Genomic DNA, 23368 nt, shown 5'->3' with positions numbered 1-23368 from the left:
TCGCAGGGGCGGCGGGGGCGGGCGGAGGAACCTGGCGGGCGGGCGCGGGGATCTGCGCCTTGCGTGCCGGCTCGGCCATGCCGTCAAGTTCGGGCTGCACAAGCAGCTCGTCATCGTCGTCGGCAAGCGCGGCTTGGGTGCTGGACTGCGCAGCGGCAGTCTTGGTGGTGCGGGCCTGCGCCCGGGCGGATTCGCCCGAGGGGAAGGTCAGGATGGCTGCGGGGCGGGTGGGCAACTTCGGAAGCGGCATATGCGTCACTCTCCAGGGTGGGCCGGCAATAGCGCCTGACGGGTATTCCTGTACGGCTAACCGATACTTTTCGCGGCCTGCAGGACTTCCTTGGCGTGGCCCGGGACCTTCACCCCGCGCCACTCCTGCACCAGCACGCCATAGGCGTCGATCAAAAAGGTGCTGCGCTCGATGCCTCGCACCTGCTTGCCGTACATATTCTTCTGCTTGATGACGCCGAACAGATTGCACACGGTTTCGTCGGCGTCGGAGATGAGCGGGAAAGGAAGTTCGTACTTGGCCTTGAAGTTCTCATGCGACTTGAGCGAGTCGCGCGAGATTCCGATGACCACCGCGCTGGCCGCCAGGAAGTCGGCGTGCAGGTCGCGGAAGTCCTGGCTTTCGGTGGTGCAGCCAGGCGTGTTGTCCTTGGGGTAAAAATACAGGATCACGGCACGGCCCTGGCATTGTTCCAGGCTGATCGGACCAATCGTGCTTTCCGCGGTGAATTGCGGGGCGGGCTTGCCGATGCTGGGCGTCATTTCTGTGGATCTCCATTGGGTGGGATGAGGGCGACGACCACGCGCCGGCCCTCCGCCATCAGGATGTTGTAGGTGCGAGAGGCGGCGTGCGTGTCCATGATCTCGACGCCGATTCCCATGGCCAACAGGGGACGCAACACTTCGGGACGCAGGAACTGTTGCCGGGCGCCCGTGCCTACCAGCAATACCTCGGGCGCATTGGCCGGGCGGCTGGGGCTGGCTTCCGGTTCATCCAGAAAAGCCATCGGGTCGCGGACGGGCTCGGTCAAACCGGCCGCCTGGTGCAACAGGGTAGAGGTGATGTCGGCCGGCGAGTCAACAGGCCATTCGGTAACTTCGCCTTCGGGGCCAAATGCGACCGACGAGGAAAAACGAACTTGGTTGACCTCGATATACCCCTCACCGTAAGCAGTCACGGTGTTCAGGGCGGCCGTCGCAGGATCAGTATGCAGCTTCAATAAAAACTCCGGCTTTATGGGCTTGATGATAGCGCATCAAACTCGCCATGGGTTGCAGTGTTGGGGGCTTCGTTGCTTGACGGTATAAGCGGATTCCCTGCCTTGCAACAACGTGGTTTTTGGCGCGTATGAACAGGGCAAAAAAAGCCTGTCTTTTCAATGGGGAAACGGACCCGTTTTTGCCCCATTTGCCGCATGGCCGTCGTTGCGCTAGATTACAGGGTTTTGCTGCGCTGCAATCGTGTGCTGGCGCGGCTTTAAGCCCCTTTCCCCTTCGCGCGACCGCGCCCTGGTTTTTTCGCCCTTTCCGCCCCTAAGGATTCCCATCATGAGGAAGTTCTCTCGCATCGAGCGTTTGCCCCCGTACGTTTTCAACATTACTGGCGAGCTCAAGATGGCGGCGCGGCGGCGGGGCGAGGACATCATCGACATGTCCATGGGCAACCCGGACGGTGCCACCCCCAAGCACATCGTCGACAAGATGGTGGAGGCCACGTCGCGTCCCACCACCCACGGCTATTCGGTGTCCAAGGGCATTCCGCGTCTGCGCAAGGCGATCTGTGATTGGTACCAGCGCCGCTACGCGGTGGAGTTCGATCCGGATTCCGAAGCCATCGTCACCATCGGCTCCAAAGAAGGCCTGGCCCACTTGATGCTGGCCACGCTGGATCGCGGCGACACGGTGCTGGTGCCCAACCCCAGCTACCCGATCCACATCTATGGCGCGGTGATTGCCGGCGCCAACATCCGCTCGGTGCGCATGACGCCCGGCGTCGATTTCTTCGAAGAGCTGGAACGCGCGGTGCGCGAATCCATCCCGAAGCCCAAGATGATGGTGCTGGGCTTTCCCAGCAACCCGACCGCACAGTGCGTGGACCTGTCGTTCTTCGAACGCGTGGTGGCGTTGGCCAAGGAACACGACATCCTGGTCGTGCATGACCTGGCCTACGCCGACATCACGTTCGACGGCTACGTGGCGCCGTCCATCATGCAGGTGCCGGGCGCGCGCGATGTGGCCGTCGAGTTCTTCACGATGAGCAAGAGCTACAACATGGCGGGCTGGCGCATCGGCTACATGGTGGGCAACCGCGAGCTGGTCAACGCGCTGGCGCGCATCAAGAGCTATCACGACTACGGTACGTTCACGCCGATCCAGGTGGCGTCCATCGCCGCCCTGGACGGCCCGCAGGATTGCGTGAGCGAGATCGTGGCCCAATACCAAAGCCGCCGCGACGTGCTCGTGCGCGGCCTGCACGAAGCAGGTTGGAATGTGGAAATTCCCAAGGCGTCCATGTATATCTGGGCGCAGATCCCCGAGCCCTACCGGGCGATGGGCTCTTTGGAATTTGCCAAGCGTGTCCTGTCGGATGCGAAAGTGGCCGTGTCCCCCGGGATCGGCTTCGGCGAGTATGGCGACGACTACGTACGCTTCGCTCTTATCGAAAACGAGCAGCGCACCCGCCAAGCGGTGCGCGGCATCAAAGATATGTTCCGCAAGGACGGATTGCTGAAATGAATACCCCTGAACGCTCACCCGCCGCGCAAGCCCCCGAGGGCGGCGCGATGCGTCCCATGAAGGTGGGCCTGCTTGGTCTTGGCGTTGTTGGCGGCGGCACGTGGACCGTGCTGTCGCGCAACGCGGAAGAAATCGCGCGTCGCGCCGGCCGCCGCATCGAAGTCACCCGCGCCGCCGTGCGCGATGTGGCCAAGGCGCGCGCCCGCGTGGGTGACTCGATCCTGGTCGATACCGACGTCCATGCGCTGGTTTGCGACCCCGAAATCGACATCGTGGTTGAACTGATCGGCGGCGACACGCTGGCGCTGGAACTGGTGATGCAGGCCATCGCCAACGGCAAGCATGTCGTCACCGCCAACAAGGCGCTGCTGGCCAAGCATGGCAACGAGATCTTCGCCGCTGCGTACGAGCGCGGCGTGATGGTTACGTTCGAAGCCGCGGTGGCCGGCGGCATCCCCATCATCAAGGCGATACGCGAAGGCCTGACGGCCAACCGCATCCAGTGGGTGGCGGGCATTATCAACGGCACCACCAACTTCATCCTGTCGGAAATGCGCTCGCGCGGGTTGCCGTTCGCCGACGTGCTGGCCGAAGCCCAGCGCCTGGGCTACGCCGAAGCCGACCCCACGTTCGACGTCGAAGGCGTGGACGCCGCGCACAAGCTGACGCTGCTGGCCTCGCTGGCCTTTGGCGTGCCGGTGCAATTTGACCGCGCCTACATCGAAGGCATCTCGCAGCTGGCCGCCGAAGATATCGAACATGCCGAGCGCCTGGGCTACCGCATCAAGCTGCTGGGCGTGACCAAGCGTCGTCCCGACGGCATCGAACTGCGCGTGCATCCCGCGCTGGTGCCGTCCGAGCGCCTGCTGGCCAATGTCGAAGGCGCGATGAACGCCGTGCTGGTCAAGGGCGATGCCGTCGGCCCCACGCTGTATTACGGCCAGGGCGCGGGCGAAGAGCCCACCGCATCTGCCGTGGTGGCTGACCTGGTCGACGTGACGCGCCTGCACACCGCCGACCCAGGCAACCGCGTGCCGCATCTGGCGTTCCAGCCCGATGCCATGTCCGACACGCCGATCCTGCCGATCGAACTGGTCAGCACGTCGTATTACCTGCGCCTGCGCGTGGACGATCAGCCGGGCGTGCTGGCCGACATCGCCCGTATTCTGGCCGACCGCTCGATCTCGATCGGTTCGATGATCCAGCAGCCCTCGCACATCGGCGGCGCCGACATCATCTTCCTGACGCATGAAGCCGTGGAAGGCAACATCAATCAGGCCATCGAGCGCATCGAAGCGATGCCGTTCGTGCGGTCCAAGGTCACCCGTTTGCGCGTGGAGAACCTGACATGAAATACGTCTCGACCCGAGGCGGCATGGCCGCCCAGCCCTTTTCCGACATCCTGCTGGAAGGCCTGGCGCCCGACGGCGGCCTGGCCGTGCCGGAACAACTGCCGCAGGTGTCCGAGCAAACGCTGGAATCGTGGCGCGGCTTGTCCTACGCCGACCTGGCGTTCGAAGTGCTGTCACTGTTTGCCACCGACATTCCCGCCGAAGACCTGCGCCGCCTGACGCGCGCGGCCTACACGCAAGAGATCTTCAACAGCGAAGATATCGTGCCGCTGCGCCCCCTGGACGGTGGCCTGTCGCTGCTGGGCTTGTCCGAGGGGCCGACGCTGGCGTTCAAGGACATGGCCATGCAGTTCCTGGGCCAGGTCTTTGAATACACGCTGGCCAAGCGCGGCACCACCTTGAACATCCTGGGCGCGACCTCGGGCGACACGGGCTCGGCGGCCGAATACGCATTGCGCGGCAAGCAGGGCGTGGCCGTGTTCATGCTGTCGCCGCATGGCCGCATGAGCGCCTTCCAGCGCGCACAGATGTATTCGCTGCAAGACGAAAACATCCACAACATCGCGGTGCGCGGCGTGTTCGACGAAGCGCAGGACATCGTCAAGGCGCTGGCCAGCGACCTGGGTTTCAAGACGAAGTACCGCCTGGGCGCCGTCAACTCGATCAACTGGGCGCGCATCGCCGCCCAGGTTGTGTACTACTTCCACGGCTGGTTGCGCGCCACCGACAAGCCGGGCCAGCAGGTCTCGTTTGCGGTGCCGTCGGGCAACTTCGGCAACATCCTGTCGGGCCACATCGCGCGCAGCATGGGCTTGCCGGTGCGCCGCCTGGTGCTGGCCACGAACGAAAACAACGTGCTGGAAGAGTTCTTCCGCACGGGCATCTACCGCCCGCGTCCGGCCGAGCAGACGTACGCCACGTCCAGTCCGTCGATGGATATTTCGCGCGCGTCCAACTTCGAACGCTTCGTTTTCGACCTGGTGGGCCGCGACGCCTCCCGCGTGAAGGCGCTGTGGACGACCTTGGCGCAAGACGGTTCGTTTGACTTGTCCGACCTGAAGCCGCAGTTCGAATCGCGCTACGGCTTCGTTTCCGGCCAAAGCTCGCACGAGGCGCGCCTGGCCACCATCCGGTCCTTGTACGACGAGACCGGCGTGCTGGTCGATCCGCACACCGCCGATGGCGTGAAGGTGGCGCGCGACTTCGTCGAGCCCGGCGTGCCGATGCTGGTGCTGGAAACGGCCTTGCCGGCCAAGTTCTCCGAAACCATCGAAGAGGCGCTGGGCCGGCCGGCCACGCCGCCGGGCAACCTGGCCAACCTGGAGTCGCTGCCGCAGCGGGTACAGGTCATGGACTGCACGATGGCCGAGGTGCGCCGCTTCATCGAGGCCAACGCCAAGGTCTGAACCCCTGCGCCGACCTGTAACGGCTTGCGGTTTATGTAAGCGTAAAACCCCTCACGGGCTGGCCCGTGAGGGGTTTTTTTACGATGTGGGTTGCCGGGTTTACGTTCTTTCGCAATTTGCCGACAACCCGACACGATATCGGGGCCAGGTTCCCGATACAGTGGGATCACCTATTCACACTTGGAGAACACGCCCATGAACCTGAAGACCATGACGTTGGCCCTGGTGGTGACCGGAGTTGGGGTGCTGGCCGGATGCTCGTCGCCCTCGGTCATTCAGCAACGGGACGGTAGCTCGACCGTGACGCCCGATTCGCCGTCTTACGACAAAAAGTCCGGCATGTATGAATACGACAAGGACGGCAAGAAAGTCCAGATCAACAAGGACGACGTAAAGTCCATCGAAGAGGTCAAGTGACCGCCGTTGCGCCCCGAGCGCAATAAAAAAAGCCCCTTGAGCAATCAAGGGGCTTTTTGCTTTCCGCGTTTTGCTTTTCAGCGCGGCATTACTTCGCCGCTTCTTCGGCGTGGTAGCGGCCCACACGTTCCACTTCGTTCTTCGAGCCCAGGATCACGCTGACGCGCTGGTGCAGTTTGTCCGGCTGGATGTCCATGATGCGCTGGACGCCGTTGATCGCGGCGCCGCCGGCCTGTTCGACCAGGAAGCTCATCGGGTTGGCTTCATACATCAGGCGCAGCTTGCCGGCCTTGCCGGGTTCGCGGGCATCCCAGGGGTACATGAAGATGCCGCCACGGGTCAGGATGCGATGCACGTCTGCCACCATCGAGGCGATCCAGCGCATGTTGTAGTCCTTGCCCAGGGGGCCCGTGGTGCCGGCCAGGCAATCGTCGACGTAGCGCTTGACGGGCGGTGCCCAGTGGCGGCTGTTCGACATGTTGATGGCGAATTCCTTGGTGTCTTCCGGCACGCGGATATTCTCGTGCGTGAGCACCCACGAGCCCATCTCGCGGTCCAGCGTGAAGCCGACCACGCCGTTGCCGATGGTCAGCACCAGCATGGTCTGCGGGCCATAGACGGCATAACCGGCCACGACCTGCTTGTTGCCGGGTTGCAGGAAATCGTCTTCGCAGACCGGAGCGCCCGACACGTTGTGCGGGGCTTGCAGCACCGAGAAGATGGTGCCGATGGAGACGTTGACGTCGATGTTGGACGAACCATCCAGGGGATCGAACAACAGCAGGTATTCGCCCTTGGGGTAGCGGTTCGGAATCAAATGGATGGTCTCCATTTCTTCCGAGGCCATGGCCGCCAGGTGGCCGCCCCATTCGTTGGCTTCAAGCAGGATTTCGTTGGACAGGACGTCCAGCTTCTTCTGCACTTCGCCTTGGACGTTTTCGCTTTCCAGGCTGCCCAGGACGCCGCCCAGCGCGCCCTTGCTGACGGCGTGGCTAATCGCCTTGCAGGCGCGCGCGACCACTTCGATCAGCAGCCGGACTTCCGGCGCCAGGGCTTGGGCAGAGCGTTGTTGCTCCACCAGGTATTGAGTAAGTGTTTTACGTTTCAAGAGGGTCTCCCTATGCTGCGAATTCTAAAGCCTTGGATACGATTTCCTGCACGTTGCGCGACAGCCCTGCATGGGCGCGCACTTGTTGCAGCGCGGCCTGCATGGGCGTGCGCAGGGCCGGCACGAAGCGCGACCAGTTGTCCAGCGCGCGCGCCAGCCTGGCCGCGACTTCGGGGTTCAGAGCGTCCAGCGCCAGCACCTGCTCGGCCCAGAACGCATAACCGGAACCATCCGGGTGATGCATGCCGCGCGCATTGTTCAGGCAGAACTGGAAAATCAGCGCGCGGGCGCGGTTGGGGTTGCGCAACGTGAAGGCGGGGTGCGTCATGAGTTCGCGGGCGGTATGCACCGTGGTCGAACGCGCGGCCGCCTGCAAGGCAAACCACTTGTCTACTACCAGCGGGTTGTCGCGCCACTTGTCATAGAACGCCGCCAGCGCTTCCTGCGGGAAGTCGCCCTGGCCGTAATTGATCAGCGCGGACAGCGCGGCCATGCTGTCGGTCATGTTGCCGGCGTGCTCGTACTGATGCTCGGCCAGACGCTGGGCGTCGTGTTCGCCGGCCGCCAGCAGATGGCTCAAGGCCAGATTCTTCAGGGCGCGCTTGCCGGCTGGCACCGGCGCGGGGCTGTATTCGCCCGGCGTCTGGTTCTGTTCGAACGTCTGGCGCAATTCCGTGGCCAGTTGACGGCCGAGTTCGGCGCGCAGGAAGTCCCGGGCCACGGCCAGCGCGGGCGGGTCCACTGCCTGCATGCGTTCGGCCAGCGTCTTCTCGGACGGCAGGGCCAGCGCGCGTGCGCGATAGGCGGCGTCCAGGGCCGGGTCGGTCAGCAGTGCGCGCCACGCGTTGATGAATGCGGCGTCCGCGTGCAGCGTGCGCCCGGCCTGGCGGGCTTCGGCCAAGGCAAGGATCTGGCGCGTGGCCAGTTCCTGGCCGGCTTCCCAGCGGGCAAAGGGGTTGGTGTCATGCGCGGACAGCAGCGCCAGTTCTTCGTCGGTCCAGTCGTAGTCGACGATGACGGGGGCCGAGAAATCGCGCAACAACGACGGCACGGGCCGCTCGGCGATATCTTCGAACACCCATTGCTGGGTGGGCGTGGTCAGTTCCAGCAGGGCGGTGTCGCGGGTGGCGCCGTCGTGACGCAGCGGCAGCGCGTGGCCGTCCTGGTCCAGAAGGCCGATCGCAAACGGGATGTGGTACGGCGCCTTGACGTAGTCGGCGCCGGCTTTTTTCTCGACGCCCACGGGCTGGCATTGCTGGGTCAGCGTGACCGTGCAGCGGCGGGTGGCGGCATCGTGTTCAAGCTTGACGGCCACGCGCGGCGTGCCGGCCTGACGGTACCAGCGGCGGAACACCGACAGGTCGCGGCCCGGGTGCTGGCGCACATAGACGGATTCCATGGCGTCGACAAAGTCGTCGCAGGTGACGGCCTGGCCGTCGTGGCGGCGAAAATACTCGTCCATGCCGGCGCGGAAACCCTCTTCGCCCAGCAGCGTGTGCTGCATGCGGATGACTTCGGCGCCTTTCTCGTACACGGTTGCCGTATAGAAGTTGCCGATTTCCTGGTAGCTCTCGGGGCGGATGGGGTGGGCCATGGGGCCGGCATCTTCCGGGAACTGGGCGGCGCGCAGGGCTACCACGTCATCGATACGCTTGACGGCGCGCGCGCTGGTGGCGGCGGCGGCATCCATGTCGTGCGCCATCATGTCGGCGCTGAATTCCTGGTCACGGAAAACCGTCAGCCCTTCTTTCAGGCTCAGCTGGAACCAATCGCGGCACGTGACGCGGTTGCCCGTCCAGTTGTGGAAGTATTCATGGCCGATGACGGATTCGATGCCTTCGTAGTTGGCGTCGGTGGCGCTGTCGGCGTCGGCCAGCACGTAGGCGGCGTTGAAGATATTCAAGCCCTTGTTTTCCATCGCGCCCATGTTGAAGTCATGGACGGCGACGATCATGAAGCGGTCCAGATCCAATTCCAGGCCGAAGCGGGTCTCATCCCAGCGCAGCGCGCGCACCAGCGAATCCAGAGCCCATTCGGTCTTGGTTTCAGAGCCGGGGTCGCTGTACACCTGAAGCAGCACGTCGCGGCCACTGGCCGTCTTGACGGTGGTTTCACGGTGCGTCAGGTTGCCGGCCACCAGCGCAAACAGGTAGCAGGGCTTGGGGAACGGGTCTTCCCATTCGACTTCGTTGCGGCCGTCGGGCAACTGGCGCGATGCCATCAGGTTGCCGTTGGACAGCAGCACGGGGTATTGCGGTTGCGCGCGCAGCGTCACGCGGTAGCGCGACATCACGTCGGGGCGGTCGGCAAACCAGGTGATGCGGCGAAAGCCCTCGGCCTCGCATTGCGTGAAGAAATTGCCGCCGGACACATACAGGCCCATCAGCGTGGAGTTGGCGGAAGGATTGCAGCGACTGACGACGTCGACCGTGGCGTCGGCGGGCAGGCCGTAAATGGCCAGGCTGTGCTCGGACAGGTGATAGGCGTCGGCGTCCAGTGTGGCGCCGTTGACCGCTACCGACACGAGTTCCAGGTCTTCTCCGTCCAGGATCAAGGCGGCGTCGGCGCTGGCGCCGGGCTTGCGTTGCACGTGCATCGTGCAGCGCACTTCGGTGGCGTCCGGCGCCAGGTCGAAGGCCAAAGCGACTTCGGGAATGTCGTAGGGGTAGGGCTGGTAATCCTTGCGATAAACGGTAATGGGCGTGTCGGTGCGCATGGAGTTGCAGTCCTGGTTTGAACGAGGGGTCTATTGTAGTGGGTGGGCGCGGCGCGCAGTCTGGGGCGTGCGGACTACGGCAAACTTTTTGCCGTGGGCATAGTCAAAGCTCAGTATGATGGCGCCGTCGCGCGCAACAGGAGTCGCAAAATGTTCCGAAAGTCGTTGTTCAGTGTGGGCCGTTGGGCAGGATTAACGGCCGTCGCGGCAACGCTGGCACTGGCCGGTTGTGCCGCGCCGTCCGTTTCCGCGCGAGTGACTTCGTTCCAGCAATGGCCCGCCGGCGTTGAAGGACAGACTTACCAATTCGTGGCTGCGGACCCGAATCAACTGAATAATCTGGAATACCAGTCCTATCAGGACATGGTGCGCGCCGGCATCGGCGCAACCGGTTTGGTCGAAGCCCAGCCCGGTGCCAAGGGGCGCTTCGATGTGTCATTTACCTATGGCACCAGCCAGACCCAGGTAATGGTGCGCCGGGCCTACGATCCGTACTTCTATGGCGGCTATGGCTATGGCGGATATGGCGGCTTTTACGGGCCTCGTCCCTGGGGCGGCGCCTATGGGTACTGGGGGCCGGAATGGGTGGATGTGCCCATGGCGGTGCAACGCAACACACTGAGCTTGAAGATTCGGGACACCCAACGTGGGGGTGCCGAGGTTTACCGGTCGACGGCCTTCATACTTAGTCAGGGCGATGATTTCATGCGCACCATGCCCTATCTGGTACGCGCGATATTCGACAATTTCCCCGGCAATAATGGGGCGGAACGCGAAATTCAGTTCCCGCTTCAGTAAGCCTTGACGGCGCTTTGGCGCTGAATTTCAAAATAAATCGGCGCACCAGATTGGTGCGCCGATTTATTTCTTACTACAGAATAGGTTTTATTCTTTGATAAGAAAGCTGTCGCGTGTCGCGCCGCCGGCTTCTTCAGCGGCGAGCCAGCGCGGGGCTTTGCCACGGCCGCTCCAGGTTTCGCCCGTTTGCGGGTGACGATACTTCGGGGCAACGGCACGCTTGGCAGCCGTGGCGGGACGCGCAGCCGCGCCAGCCTTGCGGCGGCCACCAGGCGCCACGCGGGCGGGCTTGCCCGAACCGTATGCCGCAATGATCTCTTCCGGGGTGATGTCGTATTCGCGCATGGACGTGATGATGGACGTGATCACGGGCTTGCGACGCTTCGTTTGGAGGACTTCCGCCTTCTTTTGAAGCTTGTTGATTTCCTTCTCGATCTTTGCTTGCAGAGCTGCGTATGTTTCTCGGGCCATGGTTTATTCCTGATTATGGAACTGCTTTAATCGCCGGCGAAGTAATGTTTAATTGTTGTGCTTCGCATAATACATAAATTGCGGCTTGACTTCTCTATTTTCGAGCTAATTACTTTGTATCAAAAGAGCCGCAAGGCCTGTCGGTATGCGGGCTTTGGCCGGGAACAACTTTTGGGAAGGATATTCCCAAATCTAGGACGATTTGAAACAAGCGCGGATTTGGTTCACAAGGCGGACGAATCCCGCAAACGGGGCCTGTTCCCGGTGCCATTTGTTTCAATTAGCGAAAGAATCGCGGTTTGTGTCGGGGGCCCGCCGATTTATCCTCGCGGCTGTTGCCGATTTAAAGGCGTGTCCCGCAACCCCCATTTACGACCCATAGTGGATGACAGAATTGGCACTCGGTGCGCGTGCAATGCGGCTGCTATGCATTTTGGCATTGCCGGATCAGCGGATTGATATGGGGAATTAGGGCGTCTTCCGGGTCGAGTTTCGGCATTTTGATCAACGCTTGTCAGACCAATCCGCGGTATTTCTCATTCTTGTATGCCAAGAGCGTTGGCACGGGCCCGCGCGGGTGGCGGCGCAATCCGGACTGTTATGTGGTGAAACAATATTTAGTTGTTTCGCTTAACTTGATACTTAATCCAACGGCCCCATATTTATTCACGCGTGAATAATCTTTCACCCCCTCGGACGCCGCCGTCATGCCAAAGTCGGGACGAGGGGGGCCGGTCAGCGGTACGATACGGTCTTGTGCATCCACGCAACGCGTGCGCCCGTGCCGCGCCGATGCCCCCTGAATAGAGCCTATGAAAATCACTGATCCCGCTATCGCTTCCCTTGCCACCGCCAAATCGCTTTTGCTTGACCCCTGGGGCCTGACCGAAGCGGATATGGCGCGCGCCCTGGGTGAGATCTTCACCCACAAGGTCGATTACGCCGACCTGTACTTTCAGTACACGCGCAGCGAGGGATGGAGTCTGGAAGAGGGCATCGTCAAGACCGGCAGCTTTTCCATCAGCCAGGGCGTCGGCGTGCGTGCCGTCAGCGGCGAGAAAACCGCCTTCGCCTATTCCGATTCGCTGTCGGCCGACGCGTTGCTGTCGTCGGCTCACGCTGTGCGCGGCATTGCCCGCCGCGGAGCCGGCAAGGTCAAGGTAGCCGCCCAGGTCGAAGCCGAGATGGGTCGCAGCCTGTACGCCGACATCGACCCCGTCGCCACGTTGAGCGCGCCGGAAAAGGTGGCGCTGCTAGAACGCATCGAGCGCATGGCGCGCGCACGCGACCCGCATGTCATTCAGGTGATGGCCGGGCTGGGCGCCGAATATGACGTGGTGCTGGTGGCGGGCAGCGACGGCCGTCTGGCCGCCGACGTGCGCCCGCTGGTGCGCCTGTCGCTGACCGTGATCGCCGAACGCAACGGCCGCCGCGAGATGGGTCATGCCGGCGGCGGTGGGCGTTTGGGCCTGGCCTACTTCACCGACGAAATGCTGCAAGGCTACGTCGAACGCGCCGTGCATGAAGCCATGGTCAACCTTGAGGCGCGCCCGGCGCCCGCCGGCGAGATGACGGTGGTGCTGGGGTCCGGCTGGCCCGGCATCCTGCTGCACGAGGCCGTGGGCCACGGGCTGGAAGGCGATTTCAACCGCAAGGGCTCCAGCGTGTTTTCCGGCCGCATCGGCGAGCGCGTGGCGTCCAAGGGCGTCACCGTGGTCGACGACGGCACGCTGCCCGACCGCCGCGGTTCGCTCAACATCGACGATGAAGGCAATGCCACGCAGCGCAATGTGCTGATCGAAGACGGCATTCTGCGCGGCTACATGCAAGACACGCTGAACGCGCGCCTGATGAAAACCGCCGCCACCGGCAACGGCCGCCGCGAATCGTTTGCGCATCTGCCGATGCCCCGCATGACCAACACGTACATGCTGGCCGGCGACAAGCCCGCCGAAGAAATCGTGTCGTCGGTCAAGCGCGGCCTGTACGCCGTCAATTTCGGCGGCGGCCAGGTCGACATCACCAGCGGCAAGTTCGTGTTTTCGGCATCCGAGGCCTACATGATCGAAGACGGCAAGGTGACCTACCCGGTCAAGGGCGCCACGTTGATCGGCAACGGCCCCGACGCCATGACCCGCGTCACGATGATCGGCAACGATCTGCAGCTGGATTCCGGCGTGGGCACTTGCGGCAAGGACGGCCAAAGCGTACCGGTGGGCGTGGGCATGCCGACCGTGCGCATGGAAGGGCTGACCGTCGGCGGTACCGCCTGAACGTCAAATCGGGCCGCCACCGTCGTCAAAAAACGATGTGACGGCCCGAATGTTTTGTGCTAGAGTCGTTTCCCATGAAATTCGCGTCCCCCGCCTTTACCTTTTATTTTTATGGTTTTCTGAAGCCGCTGGCGGAGGAAGGGACGCACTCAATCTGAAGTTTGGAAAGAATCCCCCCAAAAAAGCCGCCAGCGAACTGGCGGCTTTTTTTGTGCCGCCGGGATCGGAAACCACCGATCGGATTTGGACCCGTTGGCGGGCAACCCAGGAGCAGTACCGTGTCACACAATACCGACGACCTTCGCATCCGAGAAATCAAGGAACTGAATCCGCCCGCGCACGTGATGCGCGAGTTTGCATGCACCAAAGAGGCGGGCGACACCGTGTTCGCCGCACGCCAGGGCATGCACCGCATCCTGCACGGCATGGACGACCGCATGATCGTCGTGATCGGCCCCTGCTCGATTCACGACACGCGCGCCGCCATCGAATATGCGAAGCGTTTGAAGCCGGTGCGTGACCGCCTCAGCGCCGATCTGGAAATCGTGATGCGCGTGTATTTCGAAAAGCCGCGTACCACGGTGGGCTGGAAAGGCCTGATCAACGATCCGGACCTGGACGGCAGCTTCGACATCAACAAGGGCGTGCGCGTGGCGCGGGAACTGCTGCTGGATATCAACAGCCTGGGCTTGCCGGCCGGCTGCGAGTTCCTGGACATGATTACGCCGCAGTACATCGCGGATCTGGTCTCCTGGGGGGCGATCGGGGCACGCACGACGGAAAGCCAGGTGCACCGCGAACTGGCATCCGGGTTGTCGTGTCCGGTGGGGTTCAAGAACGGCACGGACGGCAATGTGAAGATCGCGGTCGACGCGATCAAGGCCGCGTCGCAGCCGCACCATTTCCTGTCGGTGACCAAGGGCGGCCATTCGGCGATCGTGTCCACCGCCGGCAACGAGGACTGCCACGTCATCCTGCGCGGCGGCAAAACGCCGAACTACGACGCGGCCAGCGTGGACGCCGCCTGCCAGGACGTGTCCAAGGCGGGCTTGGCCCAGCGCATCATGGTGGACGCCAGCCACGCGAACAGCAGCAAGGACCCCGAAAACCAACCCCGCGTGATCGACGACGTGGCGCGCCAGATGGAAGCGGGCGACGCCCGGCTGATCGGCGTCATGGTGGAAAGCCACCTGTTGGGCGGCCGTCAGGACATGGTCCCGGGCAAGCCCCTGGTATACGGCCAGAGCATTACCGACGGCTGCATCGATTGGGACGCGTCCGTTGCCGTGCTGGAACGCCTGGCCCATGCCGTGCGCGAACGCCGCCGCGTGGCGCTGACCTCCGGCAAGTAAGCGGCCCGTCACGCCGGCGTGTCGCAAGCCGTCTTCCTGGGGCGGTTTGCGGCGCAGCATGCGTGGCGGCGTAGAATATTCGGATTAACGAACCCGCGCCCGCCGCGAATTCCAAGAGAACACGCTGATCATGAATGCTCCCTTGCACGCTGAAACGTTGCGCCGTCCGGTGCCGGCCGCCTGTCTGGACGCCTTGCGCGCGCGCTTTGGCGACCGCCTGTCTGAATCCTCGGCCGTGTGCGAGCATCATGGCCGCGACGAGTCCCCGTATCCCGCCATGCTGCCCGACGCCGTGGTCTTTGCGCACAGCACGGAAGACGTGGCCGCGGTGGCAAAGCTGTGCAATGAACATCGTGTTCCGTTGATTCCGTATGGCGCCGGTTCGTCGCTGGAAGGCCACATCCTGGCGATCCAGGGCGGCATCAGCCTGGACCTGTCGCAGATGAACAAGGTGTTGGCGATCAACGCCGAAGACCTGACCGCCACGGTGCAGGCCGGCGTTCTGCGCAAGCAATTGAACGAAGAAATTCGCAGCACCGGCCTGTTCTTCCCGATCGACCCGGGCGCGGACGCCAGCCTGGGCGGCATGGCCGCCACGCGCGCATCCGGCACCAACGCCGTGCGCTACGGCACCATGCGCGAAAACGTCATGTCGTTGACGGTGGTGACGGCCGACGGCCGCATCATCCGCACCGCGGGCCGCGCGCGCAAATCGTCGGCGGGCTATGACCTGACGCGCATCTTCGTCGGTAGCGAAGGCACGTTGGGCATCATTACCGAAGTCACCGTGCGGCTGTACCCGCAGCCCGAAGCCGTGTCGGCGGCGGTCTGCAACTTCCCCACGCTGGACGACGCCGTGCAAAGCGTGATCGAAATCATCCAGATGGGTGTGCCGATCGCGCGCGTGGAATTCATGGACGCCGCCAGCGTGCGGTCCGTCAACCAATACAGCAAGCTGAGCCTGCGCGAAACGCCGCTGCTGGTGTTTGAATTCCATGGCAGCCCGGCCGGCGTGCAGGAACAGGCCGAAACCGTGCAGGCAATTACCGCCGAACATGGCGGCATGGATTTCGAATGGGCCGAACGCCCCGAAGACCGCAGCCGCTTGTGGACGGCACGCCACAATGCCTATTTCGCGGGCCTGCAATTACGCCCCGGTTGCCGCGCCAGCACCACCGACGTGTGCGTACCGATTTCGCGCTTGGCCGATTGCGTGCGCGACACCGTCGAAGAACTGGAACGCGCCAGCTTCCCGTACACCATCGTCGGCCACGTGGGCGACGGCAATTTCCACGTACTGATGCTGCTGGACGCCGACAACCCGAAGGAATGGGAAGAGTCGGAAACCATCAACCACAACCTGGTTCGCCGCGCGATTGCGGCGGACGGCACCTGCACCGGCGAACACGGCGTGGGCCTGCACAAAATGCAGTTCATGGCGGAAGAGCACGGCGACGATGCGCTGGATCTGATGCGTAGCCTGAAGCACGCTTTTGATCCGAACAACATCCTGAACCCGGGCAAGATCGTCTCCTGGTAAGACGTCAAGCGGGCCACTTGCCTTCGCTGAAGCCGACGGTATTGCCGTCGGCTTTTTTGCGCGTGCACAGCGCACAATTACTGCTCGTTACGAGTCGGGCACGGCATTCATCCCGTGGATGCGGGTAAATCCCGGCCTGTTTTCATAGTGCGCTCGCGCTATTGTTGCGCTCATGAATTCACTGGTCGAAACCGGCCTGGCACAAGTGCAGGCGCCTTATTCGTTGCAGCAGCTCATCGAGGCGTTGTCGGCCGCGTTGCCCGCGCACTGCGTATTGTTCCGCGAAGAAGATACCCGTCCCTATGAGTGCGACGGCCTGTCGTTGTATCGCGCGCTGCCGGCCGTAGTGGCCCTGCCTGAAACCGAAGAACAAGTGCAAGCCGTCATGCGGATCTGCAAGCGGCTGAATGCGCCGCTGGTGGCGCGTGGCGCAGGCACCGGCTTGTCGGGCGGCGCCATGCCGCATAGCCAGGGCGTGCTGCTTGGCTTGTCCAAATTCAATCGCATCAAGCATATCGACCTGGCCAGCGCCACCGCCATCGTGCAGCCCGGCGTGCGCAACCTGGCCATTTCCGAAGCGGCCTCGCCCTATGGCCTTTATTACGCGCCCGATCCGTCCAGCCAGATCGCCTGCTCCATCGGCGGCAACGTGGCCGAAAATTCCGGCGGCGTGCATTGCCTGAAGTACGGCCTGACCGTGCACAACGTGCTGCGCGTGCGGGTCGTCACCATTGACGGCGACATCGTCGAGCTGGGCTCCGAGGCTCCCGACGCGCCGGGGCTGGACCTGCTGTCCATCTTCATCGGATCGGAAGGCATGCTGGGCGTGGTCACTGAAGTGACCGTCAAGCTGATCCCCAAGCCCGCTTGCGCGCAGGTGGTGATGGCCAGCTTTTCCAGCGTCGAGGCGGCGGGCAACGCCGTCACGCAGATCATCGCGGCGGGCATGATTCCTGCTGGGCTTGAAATGATGGATCGGCGCGCCACGCATATGGTCGAACCCTTTGTGCGCGCCGGCTATGACCTGGACGCCCAGGCCATCCTGCTGTGCGAATCGGACGGCACCCCTGACGAGGTGGCGCACGAAATCGCGCGGATGGAAGCGGTGTTTCGCGATGCCGGCGCAACGCGTTGCCAAGTGTCCACGTCGGAAGCCGAGCGCCTGAAATTCTGGGCGGGACGCAAGAACGCGTTCCCGGCGGCTGGCCGCGTGTCGCCTGATTATTACTGCATGGACGGCACGATTCCGCGTCGGCACCTGGCGCGCGTGTTGGGCGCCATCGAGCAGATGGAAGACGAATTCGGCTTGCGATGCGCCAACGTTTTCCATGCGGGAGACGGCAATTTGCATCCGTTGATTCTGTTCGATTCGAACAAGCCGGACGAGGTCGAGCGCGCCGAGAAATTCGGCGCCGCGATTCTTGAGCTGTGCGTGCAGGTAGGAGGCACCGTGACCGGAGAGCACGGTGTGGGTATGGAGAAAATAAATCAAATGTGCGTGCAATTCTCTCGCGAAGAACTCGACGCGTTCCTGGCGGTCAAGCGGGCGTTCGACCCGCCGTGCCTGCTGAATCCTGAAAAAGTCATTCCCACGCTGGCCCGCTGCGCCGAATACGGCAAGATGCACGTCCATGCGGGCGAGTTGCGTTTCCCCGATCTCGCCCGTTTCTAGGACGCATCCCCTATGGATTTTGTCCTGTCGGAATTGTGCGACCAGGTCATGACGGCTCGTGCCGGCCACAAGCCGCTGTTTGTCATGGGTGGTGGCAGCAAGGCGTTCTACGGCAACTATCGGCCGGTCACGCCGCAAGACGGCCACTGCCTGCTCGACATGACGCCGTATCGCGGCATCGTCAGCTATCACCCATCCGAGCTGGTGGTGACGGTGCGCGCCGGTACGCCCTTGGCCGAGCTTGAAGCGGTGTTGGCCGAGAACGGGCAGATGCTGGCGTTTGAACCGCCGCACTTCGCGCAATCGGCGACCGTGGGTGGCTGCGTGGCGGCGGGCCTGTCTGGCCCCCGCCGCATGAGCGCCGGCGCATTGCGCGACTTTGTCCTGGGCACGCGGCTGCTGGACTCGGAAGGGCGCATGCTGTCGTTCGGCGGCGAAGTCATGAAGAACGTGGCGGGGTACGACGTGTCGCGCTTGTTGGCGGGGTCGCACGGCATCTTCGGCGCGATTCTTGATGTGTCGATGAAGGTGGTGCCGCGCCCCATGGAAGAACTGACGCTGGTGCTGCCCGCCACGCAGGCGCAGGCGCTGGCAAGTTTTGCGCTGTGGCGCGGCAAGCCGTTGCCCATTTCCGCCACCAGCTGGACGGGCGATGATGACGGGGGCGAAGGGCTCATGCACGTGCGGCTGTCAGGCGCGCCGCCGGCGCTGGCCAGCGCACGCCACGTCATCGGCGGAGACCCGCTGCTGCCGGATGCCGCCTTGGTGTGGTGGCGCTCGTTGCGCGAGCAGACGCACCCATTTTTTCACCCCGGCCGGCCTTTGTGGCGTCTTGCGCTGCCGCCCACCGCCGCGGCATTGGGCCTGGGGCCCACGCTGATCGAATGGGGGGGCGGCCAGCGCTGGCTGTCCGGCCAACGTGACGCCACCGAACTGCGCGAAGTCGCCGCGCGGCTGGGCGGGCATGCCACCTTGTTCCGCCCCGGCAACGGCAAGCCACCGCTCGACGGGGTATTTCATCCGCTGGCGCCCGGCGTCGCGGCGATCACGCGTCGGCTCAAGCAGGAGCTTGATCCGGCCAGCCTGTTCAACCCCGGCCGCCTGGTTCTGGAGCTATAGCGCATGCAAACCAACCTGGCATCCTGGGCCCGCGATACCGACCTGGGCAACGAAGCCGACGCCATCTTGCGGCGTTGCGTGCATTGCGGTTTCTGCACCGCCACCTGTCCCACGTATCAAGTGCTGGGCGACGAACTGGACAGCCCGCGCGGGCGCATCTATCTGATCAAGCAGGTGCTGGAAGGCGCCGAGCCCACGCAGTCCACGCAACAGCATCTGGACCGTTGCCTGACCTGCCGCAATTGCGAAACCACATGCCCGTCGGGCGTTCAGTATGGTCACCTGATCGATATCGGGCGCAAGATCGTGGACGAGCGCGTGCCGCGTTCGTGGGCCGACAAGACCAAGCGAAACCTGTTGCGTCGCGCCATGTTGTCGCCGATGTTCGCGCCCGCGATGAAGGCGGGGCAGGCCATGCGCGCCCTGCTGCCCGAGGCGCTCAAGCGCAAGGTGCCCGAGCGCCGTGACCCGGGCGCCTTGCCCGTTGTGTCAGGGCATGCGCGCCAGGTGCTGATGCTGACCGGCTGCGTGCAGCCGGCCATGATGCCTACCATCGACGCGGCCACCATCCGCGTGCTGGATGCCGTGGGCATTGGCGCGCGGCTGGCGCCGGGCGCGGGGTGTTGTGGCGCGGTCAGTTTCCATCTGGATGCGCAGGACGCCGCGTTGGCGCAGATGCGCGCCAATGTGGACGCATGGTGGCCGCTGATACAGGACGGGACGATCGAGGCCATCGTCATGAACGCATCCGGCTGCGGCGCCATGGTCAAGGAATATGCGCATCACTTAAAGCACGATCCCGCGTACGCGCAGAAGGCCGCGGACATCGTTGCGCGCGTCAAGGACGTGGCCGAAATTGTCGCCCCGCATGCCGCGCAGCTGCGGGCGCGTTTACCCGGCGGCACGCGGGCCGCGTATCACCCGCCCTGCACCTTGCAGCACTGGCAGGGCTTGCGACCGCTATCCGAGCAGTTGCTGGCGGATCTGGGTTTCGATTTGCAGCCGTTTGCCGACAAGCATCTGTGCTGCGGATCGGCGGGGGCTTATTCCGTGCTGCATCCGGATATCGCATTGCAGCTGCGCGACCGCAAACTGACGGCTATTGCCGCAGGCGGGCCCGATGTGATCCTGTCGGCCAACATCGGCTGCATCGGCCATCTGCAAAGCGGCACCGACACGCCGGTGCGGCATTGGGTGGAAGTGGTGGACGATCAATTGCGCCAGGCGGCGGCGTAGGGCGGCGAAAGGCGCCGGCCGCAAGCGCGGACGATGGCGCGCAACGAACGCCCGTCGCCAGGCGTTCGTTGCACCGGGCGGTTTATTCCACCGCCTTCACCATATCCTCAAGCACCTTCTTGGCATCGCCAAACACCATCATCGTGCGATCCATGTAGAACAACTCGTTGTCCAGCCCGGCGTAGCCGGACGCCATGGAACGCTTGTTCACGATGACGGTGCGCGCCTTGTAGGCTTCCAGGATCGGCATGCCCGCGATGGGAGACTTCGGGTCGTTCTTGGCTGCCGGATTGACCACGTCGTTCGCGCCCAGCACCAGCACGACGTCGGTCTGCGCGAATTCGCTGTTGATGTCGTCCATTTCGAAGACCTGGTCGTAGGGCACTTCGGCTTCGGCCAACAACACGTTCATGTGGCCGGGCATGCGGCCCGCCACGGGGTGGATGGCGTACTTCACCGTCACGCCGCGTTCGGTCAGCTTGGTCGCCAGTTCTTTCAGCGCGTGCTGCGCGCGCGCCACCGCCAGGCCGTAGCCGGGCACGATGGTCACGCTTTCGGCGTTGGTCATCAGGAATGCCGCATCGTCCGCGCTGCCCGACTTGACGCTGCGCTGCTGCGCCGCGCCCGCATCGGCCGCGCTGCCGGCCTGGCCGCCGAAGCCGCCCAAAATCACGTTGAAGAACGACCGGTTCATCGCCTTGCACATGATGTAGGACAGGATGGCGCCGGACGACCCGACCAGCGAGCCGGCAATGATCAGCATGGGGTTATTCAGCGAAAAGCCGATGCCGGCTGCCGCCCAACCCGAATAGCTGTTCAGCATCGACACCACCACCGGCATGTCCGCGCCGCCGATCGGGATGATGATCAGCACGCCCAGCACGAAGGCCACCAGCGTCATGATGATGAAGGGCGTCCATTCCTGGGTCAGCATGAACCACAGGCCGCAGCCCAGCATCACCAATGCCAGCGCCAGGTTCAGCATGTGCTGGCCGGGGAACACGACGGGCGCGCCCTGGAACAGCCGGAACTTGTACTTGCCCGACAGCTTGCCGAACGCGATGACCGAGCCCGAGAACGTGATGGCGCCCACGAATGTGCCGATGAAAAGCTCGAAGCGGTTGCCGGTGGGAATCAGCATGCCGGCCGGAACGATGCCGAAGGCGTGCGGCTCGGCAACGACGGCAACCGCGATGGCGACCGCGGCCAGGCCGATCATGCTGTGCATGAAGGCGACCAGTTCGGGCATCTTCGTCATCTCGACGCGGCGGGCCATCAAGGTGCCGATGGAACCGCCCACCAGCAAGCCCAGCAGGACCCAGCCCAGGCCGATGGTGGCGGTGCCTTCGCGCGCCAGCCCGATGATGAGCGCCGCCGTGGTCAGCACGGCGATGGCCATGCCGGCCATGCCGAAGGCGTTGCCCAGCCGGGACGTGGTCGGGTGCGACAGCCCCTTGAGCGCCTGGATGAAGCAGACGGAGGCAATCAGGTAGAGCAGGGTGACGAGGTTGAGCGAGATCATTTCGCTTCCTCCTTGCCCGGCCCCGGCTTGCGATCCTTTTTCTTGAACATTTCCAGCATGCGCCGAGTGACCAGAAAGCCGCCGAAGACGTTCACGGCCGCCAGCGCCACGGCGAACACGCCCATGCCGCGCGCCAGGCCGCCTTCGGTCAGCGCGGCCGCCAGCATGGCGCCCACGATGATGATGGCGGAGATGGCGTTGGTGACCGCCATCAACGGCGTGTGCAAGGCGGGCGTGACGTTCCAGACAACGTGGTAGCCGACATAGATGGCCAGCACGAAGATGATGAGGTTCATCAGGGTGGGGTTGATCGCTTCCATGTTCAGGTCCTTTGCATCACATTGCCGCCTTCGCACACCAGGCAGGCCGCCACGATTTCATCGTCGCGCTGAATCGCCAGCGCGCCGTCCGCATTGATGATGAGCTTCAGGAAGTCCATGACGTTGCGCGCGTAGAGCGCGGACGCGTCGGTGGCGACCAGGCCGGGCAGGTTGGTCAGGCCGACGATCGTCACGCCGTGCTTTTCCACGATCTTGCCGCGTTCGGACAGGGGGCAGTTGCCGCCGCGTTCGACGGCCAGGTCCACCAACACCGAGCCGGGGCGCATGGCCGCGACAGTGTCGGCCGACACCAGCGTGGGCGCGGGGCGACCCGGGATCAGCGCGGTGGTGATGACGATGTCGGCCTGCTTGCAGCGTTCGGACACCAACGCCGCCTGCCGCGCCATCCATCCGGGCGGCATGGCGCGCGCGTAGCCGCCTTTGCCTTCCGCGATTTCGCGTTCTTCGTCGGTTTCGAAAGGCACGTCGATGAACTTGGCGCCCAGGGATTCAACCTGTTCCCTTGCGGCGGGGCGCACGTCGGACGCCTCGACGACCGCGCCCAGGCGCTTGGCGGTGGCAATGGCCTGAAGGCCGGCCACGCCAGTGCCCAGCACCACGGCGCGCGCGGCCTTGAGCGTGCCGGCGGCGGTCATCATCATGGGGATCAGCCGGCCATAGTGGTGCGCGGCCAGCAGCACGGCTTTGTAGCCGGCCAGGTTGGCTTGAGAAGACAGCACATCCAGGCTTTGCGCGCGCGTGATGCGGGGCGCGGCTTCCAGGGCAAAGCCGGTCAGGCCGGCGGCGGCCATCTGTTCGATGCCTTCGGCGTCGAACGGGTCCAGCATGCCGATGACGACGGCCCCGCGCTTCATGTGGGGCACTTCATCGGAAGAGGGGGCGCGAACCTTCATGACGAGGTCCGCGCCCAAGGCACCCTGGGCAGAGCCCAGCGTGGCTCCCGCGGCCTCGTAGGCGTCGTCAAGATAACGGGCGGCGACGCCGGCCCCGCGCTCCACGACAACGGTGTGTTTGCCGCCTACGTACTTCTTGACGGTCTCCGGTGTTGCTGCGACACGGGTTTCCCCGTCTCGGGTCTCTTTGGGTATCCCGATGTGCATCGACGCCTCTCCTCAGAAGGTTCGCCGTAGTTATACACGCTAATGTTGCCCCCACGCTGCGCTCATTGCATTCGCTTGCTGCCCCCCAAGGGGGCTGGCCCACCTTGGGGCGGCCCGGCGGTGGGCCGTTGCCCCCACGCTGCGCTCATTGCATTCGCTTGCTGCCCCCCAAGGGGGCTGGCCCACCTTGGGGCGGCCCG

General features: G+C 63.9%; 19 protein-coding genes and 1 pseudogene. 11 read left to right on the top strand and 9 right to left on the bottom strand.

Features of this window, described 5'->3' with window-relative positions; all coding sequences use genetic code 11:
- The 3 genes and pseudogenes from ACNPP0_RS20820 to ACNPP0_RS20810 all read right to left on the bottom strand — a co-directional run.
- Window positions 1–250, bottom strand: a pseudogene (locus tag ACNPP0_RS20820) (PhoH family protein); the annotation flags it as partial.
- Between the two features lie 56 nt (window positions 251–306).
- Window positions 307–771, bottom strand: a complete 465-nt coding sequence (locus tag ACNPP0_RS20815) for a peroxiredoxin (protein WP_046805545.1) — start codon at window positions 769–771, stop codon at window positions 307–309.
- Window positions 768–1229, bottom strand: coding sequence for an Mth938-like domain-containing protein (locus tag ACNPP0_RS20810; RefSeq protein WP_046805544.1), 462 nt, complete (start codon window positions 1227–1229; stop codon window positions 768–770). Before ACNPP0_RS20810 ends, ACNPP0_RS20815 begins: the two co-directional genes overlap by 4 nt.
- Window positions 1230–1557: 328 nt before the next feature.
- Between ACNPP0_RS20810 and alaC the strand changes: the two genes are divergently transcribed.
- The 4 genes from alaC to ACNPP0_RS20790 all read left to right on the top strand — a co-directional run bounded on the left by alaC (window position 1558) and on the right by ACNPP0_RS20790 (window position 5920).
- Window positions 1558–2745, top strand: coding sequence for an alanine transaminase (alaC, locus tag ACNPP0_RS20805; RefSeq protein ID WP_006218372.1), 1188 nt, complete (start codon window positions 1558–1560; stop codon window positions 2743–2745).
- A 47-nt stretch (window positions 2746–2792) separates the two neighbouring features.
- Window positions 2793–4097 carry a homoserine dehydrogenase gene (locus tag ACNPP0_RS20800; protein WP_332610855.1) on the top strand — a complete coding sequence of 435 codons (1305 nt, stop codon included), beginning with the start codon at window positions 2793–2795 and terminating at the stop codon, window positions 4095–4097.
- The gene (thrC, locus tag ACNPP0_RS20795; protein WP_332610331.1) at window positions 4094–5503 is read left to right on the top strand and encodes a threonine synthase; all 1410 of its coding nucleotides are present in this window, start codon (window positions 4094–4096) and stop codon (window positions 5501–5503) included. The genes ACNPP0_RS20800 and thrC overlap by 4 nt, the downstream gene beginning before the upstream one ends.
- A gap of 195 nt (window positions 5504–5698) precedes the next feature.
- Complete coding sequence (locus ACNPP0_RS20790; protein ID WP_046805542.1) at window positions 5699–5920, top strand: YgdI/YgdR family lipoprotein; 222 nt, start codon at window positions 5699–5701, stop codon at window positions 5918–5920.
- Between the two features lie 88 nt (window positions 5921–6008).
- Here ACNPP0_RS20790 and ACNPP0_RS20785 read toward each other — a convergent pair whose 3' ends face one another.
- Together ACNPP0_RS20785 and pepN are read right to left on the bottom strand one after the other, a co-directional pair.
- A complete protein-coding gene (locus ACNPP0_RS20785) occupies window positions 6009–7028 on the bottom strand; it encodes a class 1 fructose-bisphosphatase (protein ID WP_332610329.1) in 1020 nt (339 codons plus the stop codon).
- A gap of 10 nt (window positions 7029–7038) precedes the next feature.
- Window positions 7039–9744, bottom strand: a complete 2706-nt coding sequence (pepN, locus tag ACNPP0_RS20780) for an aminopeptidase N (protein WP_332610328.1) — start codon at window positions 9742–9744, stop codon at window positions 7039–7041.
- Window positions 9745–9894: 150 nt separating this feature from the next.
- Between pepN and ACNPP0_RS20775 the strand changes: the two genes are divergently transcribed.
- Window positions 9895–10542 carry a DUF4136 domain-containing protein gene (locus ACNPP0_RS20775; protein WP_332610854.1) on the top strand — a complete coding sequence of 216 codons (648 nt, stop codon included), beginning with the start codon at window positions 9895–9897 and terminating at the stop codon, window positions 10540–10542.
- Between the two features lie 87 nt (window positions 10543–10629).
- On the opposite strand, the gene ACNPP0_RS20770 is transcribed toward ACNPP0_RS20775, so the two are convergent.
- On the bottom strand, window positions 10630–11013 hold the full coding sequence (locus tag ACNPP0_RS20770; protein ID WP_104143230.1) for an H-NS histone family protein: 384 nt from the start codon (window positions 11011–11013) through the stop codon (window positions 10630–10632).
- Window positions 11014–11825: 812 nt separating this feature from the next.
- On the opposite strand from ACNPP0_RS20770, the gene tldD reads away from it, so the two are divergent.
- The 6 genes from tldD to glcF all read left to right on the top strand — a co-directional run bounded on the left by tldD (window position 11826) and on the right by glcF (window position 20205).
- A complete protein-coding gene (tldD, locus tag ACNPP0_RS20765) occupies window positions 11826–13286 on the top strand; it encodes a metalloprotease TldD (RefSeq protein ID WP_006218381.1) in 1461 nt (486 codons plus the stop codon).
- 278 nt (window positions 13287–13564) lie between these two features.
- The gene (aroG, locus tag ACNPP0_RS20760; protein ID WP_046805537.1) at window positions 13565–14638 is read left to right on the top strand and encodes a 3-deoxy-7-phosphoheptulonate synthase AroG; all 1074 of its coding nucleotides are present in this window, start codon (window positions 13565–13567) and stop codon (window positions 14636–14638) included.
- 130 nt (window positions 14639–14768) lie between these two features.
- The gene (locus ACNPP0_RS20755) at window positions 14769–16178 is read left to right on the top strand and encodes an FAD-binding oxidoreductase (protein ID WP_448706880.1); all 1410 of its coding nucleotides are present in this window, start codon (window positions 14769–14771) and stop codon (window positions 16176–16178) included.
- A gap of 172 nt (window positions 16179–16350) precedes the next feature.
- The gene (locus ACNPP0_RS20750) at window positions 16351–17850 is read left to right on the top strand and encodes an FAD-linked oxidase C-terminal domain-containing protein (RefSeq protein WP_332610323.1); all 1500 of its coding nucleotides are present in this window, start codon (window positions 16351–16353) and stop codon (window positions 17848–17850) included.
- A gap of 12 nt (window positions 17851–17862) precedes the next feature.
- Window positions 17863–18969 (top strand): glycolate oxidase subunit GlcE, encoded by a 1107-nt coding sequence (glcE, locus tag ACNPP0_RS20745; protein WP_448706879.1) that lies wholly within the window; start codon window positions 17863–17865, stop codon window positions 18967–18969.
- Window positions 18970–18972: 3 nt separating this feature from the next.
- Window positions 18973–20205, top strand: a complete 1233-nt coding sequence (gene glcF, locus ACNPP0_RS20740; protein ID WP_332610321.1) for a glycolate oxidase subunit GlcF — start codon at window positions 18973–18975, stop codon at window positions 20203–20205.
- Between the two features lie 82 nt (window positions 20206–20287).
- Here glcF and ACNPP0_RS20735 read toward each other — a convergent pair whose 3' ends face one another.
- From ACNPP0_RS20735 to ACNPP0_RS20725, 3 genes are read right to left on the bottom strand one after another with little or no spacing between them, the layout of a single operon-like run.
- The gene (locus ACNPP0_RS20735) at window positions 20288–21727 is read right to left on the bottom strand and encodes an NAD(P)(+) transhydrogenase (Re/Si-specific) subunit beta (protein WP_046805532.1); all 1440 of its coding nucleotides are present in this window, start codon (window positions 21725–21727) and stop codon (window positions 20288–20290) included.
- The gene (locus ACNPP0_RS20730; RefSeq protein ID WP_046805531.1) at window positions 21724–22047 is read right to left on the bottom strand and encodes an NAD(P) transhydrogenase subunit alpha part 2; all 324 of its coding nucleotides are present in this window, start codon (window positions 22045–22047) and stop codon (window positions 21724–21726) included. The genes ACNPP0_RS20735 and ACNPP0_RS20730 overlap by 4 nt, the downstream gene beginning before the upstream one ends.
- Before the next feature lie 2 nt (window positions 22048–22049).
- Window positions 22050–23168 carry a Re/Si-specific NAD(P)(+) transhydrogenase subunit alpha gene (locus tag ACNPP0_RS20725; RefSeq protein ID WP_448706878.1) on the bottom strand — a complete coding sequence of 373 codons (1119 nt, stop codon included), beginning with the start codon at window positions 23166–23168 and terminating at the stop codon, window positions 22050–22052.
- Between the last annotated feature and the right edge of the window lie 200 nt (window positions 23169–23368).

Source organism: Achromobacter semiaridum, from assembly GCF_053543755.1.
Note: the sequence above shows the minus strand (reverse complement) of the source record. Positions and strands in the feature narration are given on the sequence as shown.

Bases quoted from the DNA above. Each gene is read 5' to 3' on its own strand.
- alaC (WP_006218372.1), top strand. From the start codon at position 1,558: ATGAGGAAGTTCTCTCGCATCGAGCGTTTGCCCCCGTACGTTTTCAAC.
- pepN (WP_332610328.1), bottom strand. From the start codon at position 9,744: ATGCGCACCGACACGCCCATTACCGTTTATCGCAAGGATTACCAGCCC.
- ACNPP0_RS20770 (WP_104143230.1), bottom strand. From the start codon at position 11,013: ATGGCCCGAGAAACATACGCAGCTCTGCAAGCAAAGATCGAGAAGGAA.
- ACNPP0_RS20735 (WP_046805532.1), bottom strand. From the start codon at position 21,727: ATGATCTCGCTCAACCTCGTCACCCTGCTCTACCTGATTGCCTCCGTC.
- ACNPP0_RS20750 (WP_332610323.1), top strand. From the start codon at position 16,351: ATGAATTCACTGGTCGAAACCGGCCTGGCACAAGTGCAGGCGCCTTAT.
- ACNPP0_RS20790 (WP_046805542.1), top strand. From the start codon at position 5,699: ATGAACCTGAAGACCATGACGTTGGCCCTGGTGGTGACCGGAGTTGGG.
- glcF (WP_332610321.1), top strand. From the start codon at position 18,973: ATGCAAACCAACCTGGCATCCTGGGCCCGCGATACCGACCTGGGCAAC.
- ACNPP0_RS20815 (WP_046805545.1), bottom strand. From the start codon at position 771: ATGACGCCCAGCATCGGCAAGCCCGCCCCGCAATTCACCGCGGAAAGC.
- ACNPP0_RS20775 (WP_332610854.1), top strand. From the start codon at position 9,895: ATGTTCCGAAAGTCGTTGTTCAGTGTGGGCCGTTGGGCAGGATTAACG.
- ACNPP0_RS20725 (WP_448706878.1), bottom strand. From the start codon at position 23,168: ATGCACATCGGGATACCCAAAGAGACCCGAGACGGGGAAACCCGTGTC.
- thrC (WP_332610331.1), top strand. From the start codon at position 4,094: ATGAAATACGTCTCGACCCGAGGCGGCATGGCCGCCCAGCCCTTTTCC.
- glcE (WP_448706879.1), top strand. From the start codon at position 17,863: ATGGATTTTGTCCTGTCGGAATTGTGCGACCAGGTCATGACGGCTCGT.
- tldD (WP_006218381.1), top strand. From the start codon at position 11,826: ATGAAAATCACTGATCCCGCTATCGCTTCCCTTGCCACCGCCAAATCG.
- ACNPP0_RS20800 (WP_332610855.1), top strand. From the start codon at position 2,793: ATGCGTCCCATGAAGGTGGGCCTGCTTGGTCTTGGCGTTGTTGGCGGC.
- ACNPP0_RS20730 (WP_046805531.1), bottom strand. From the start codon at position 22,047: ATGGAAGCGATCAACCCCACCCTGATGAACCTCATCATCTTCGTGCTG.
- ACNPP0_RS20755 (WP_448706880.1), top strand. From the start codon at position 14,769: ATGAATGCTCCCTTGCACGCTGAAACGTTGCGCCGTCCGGTGCCGGCC.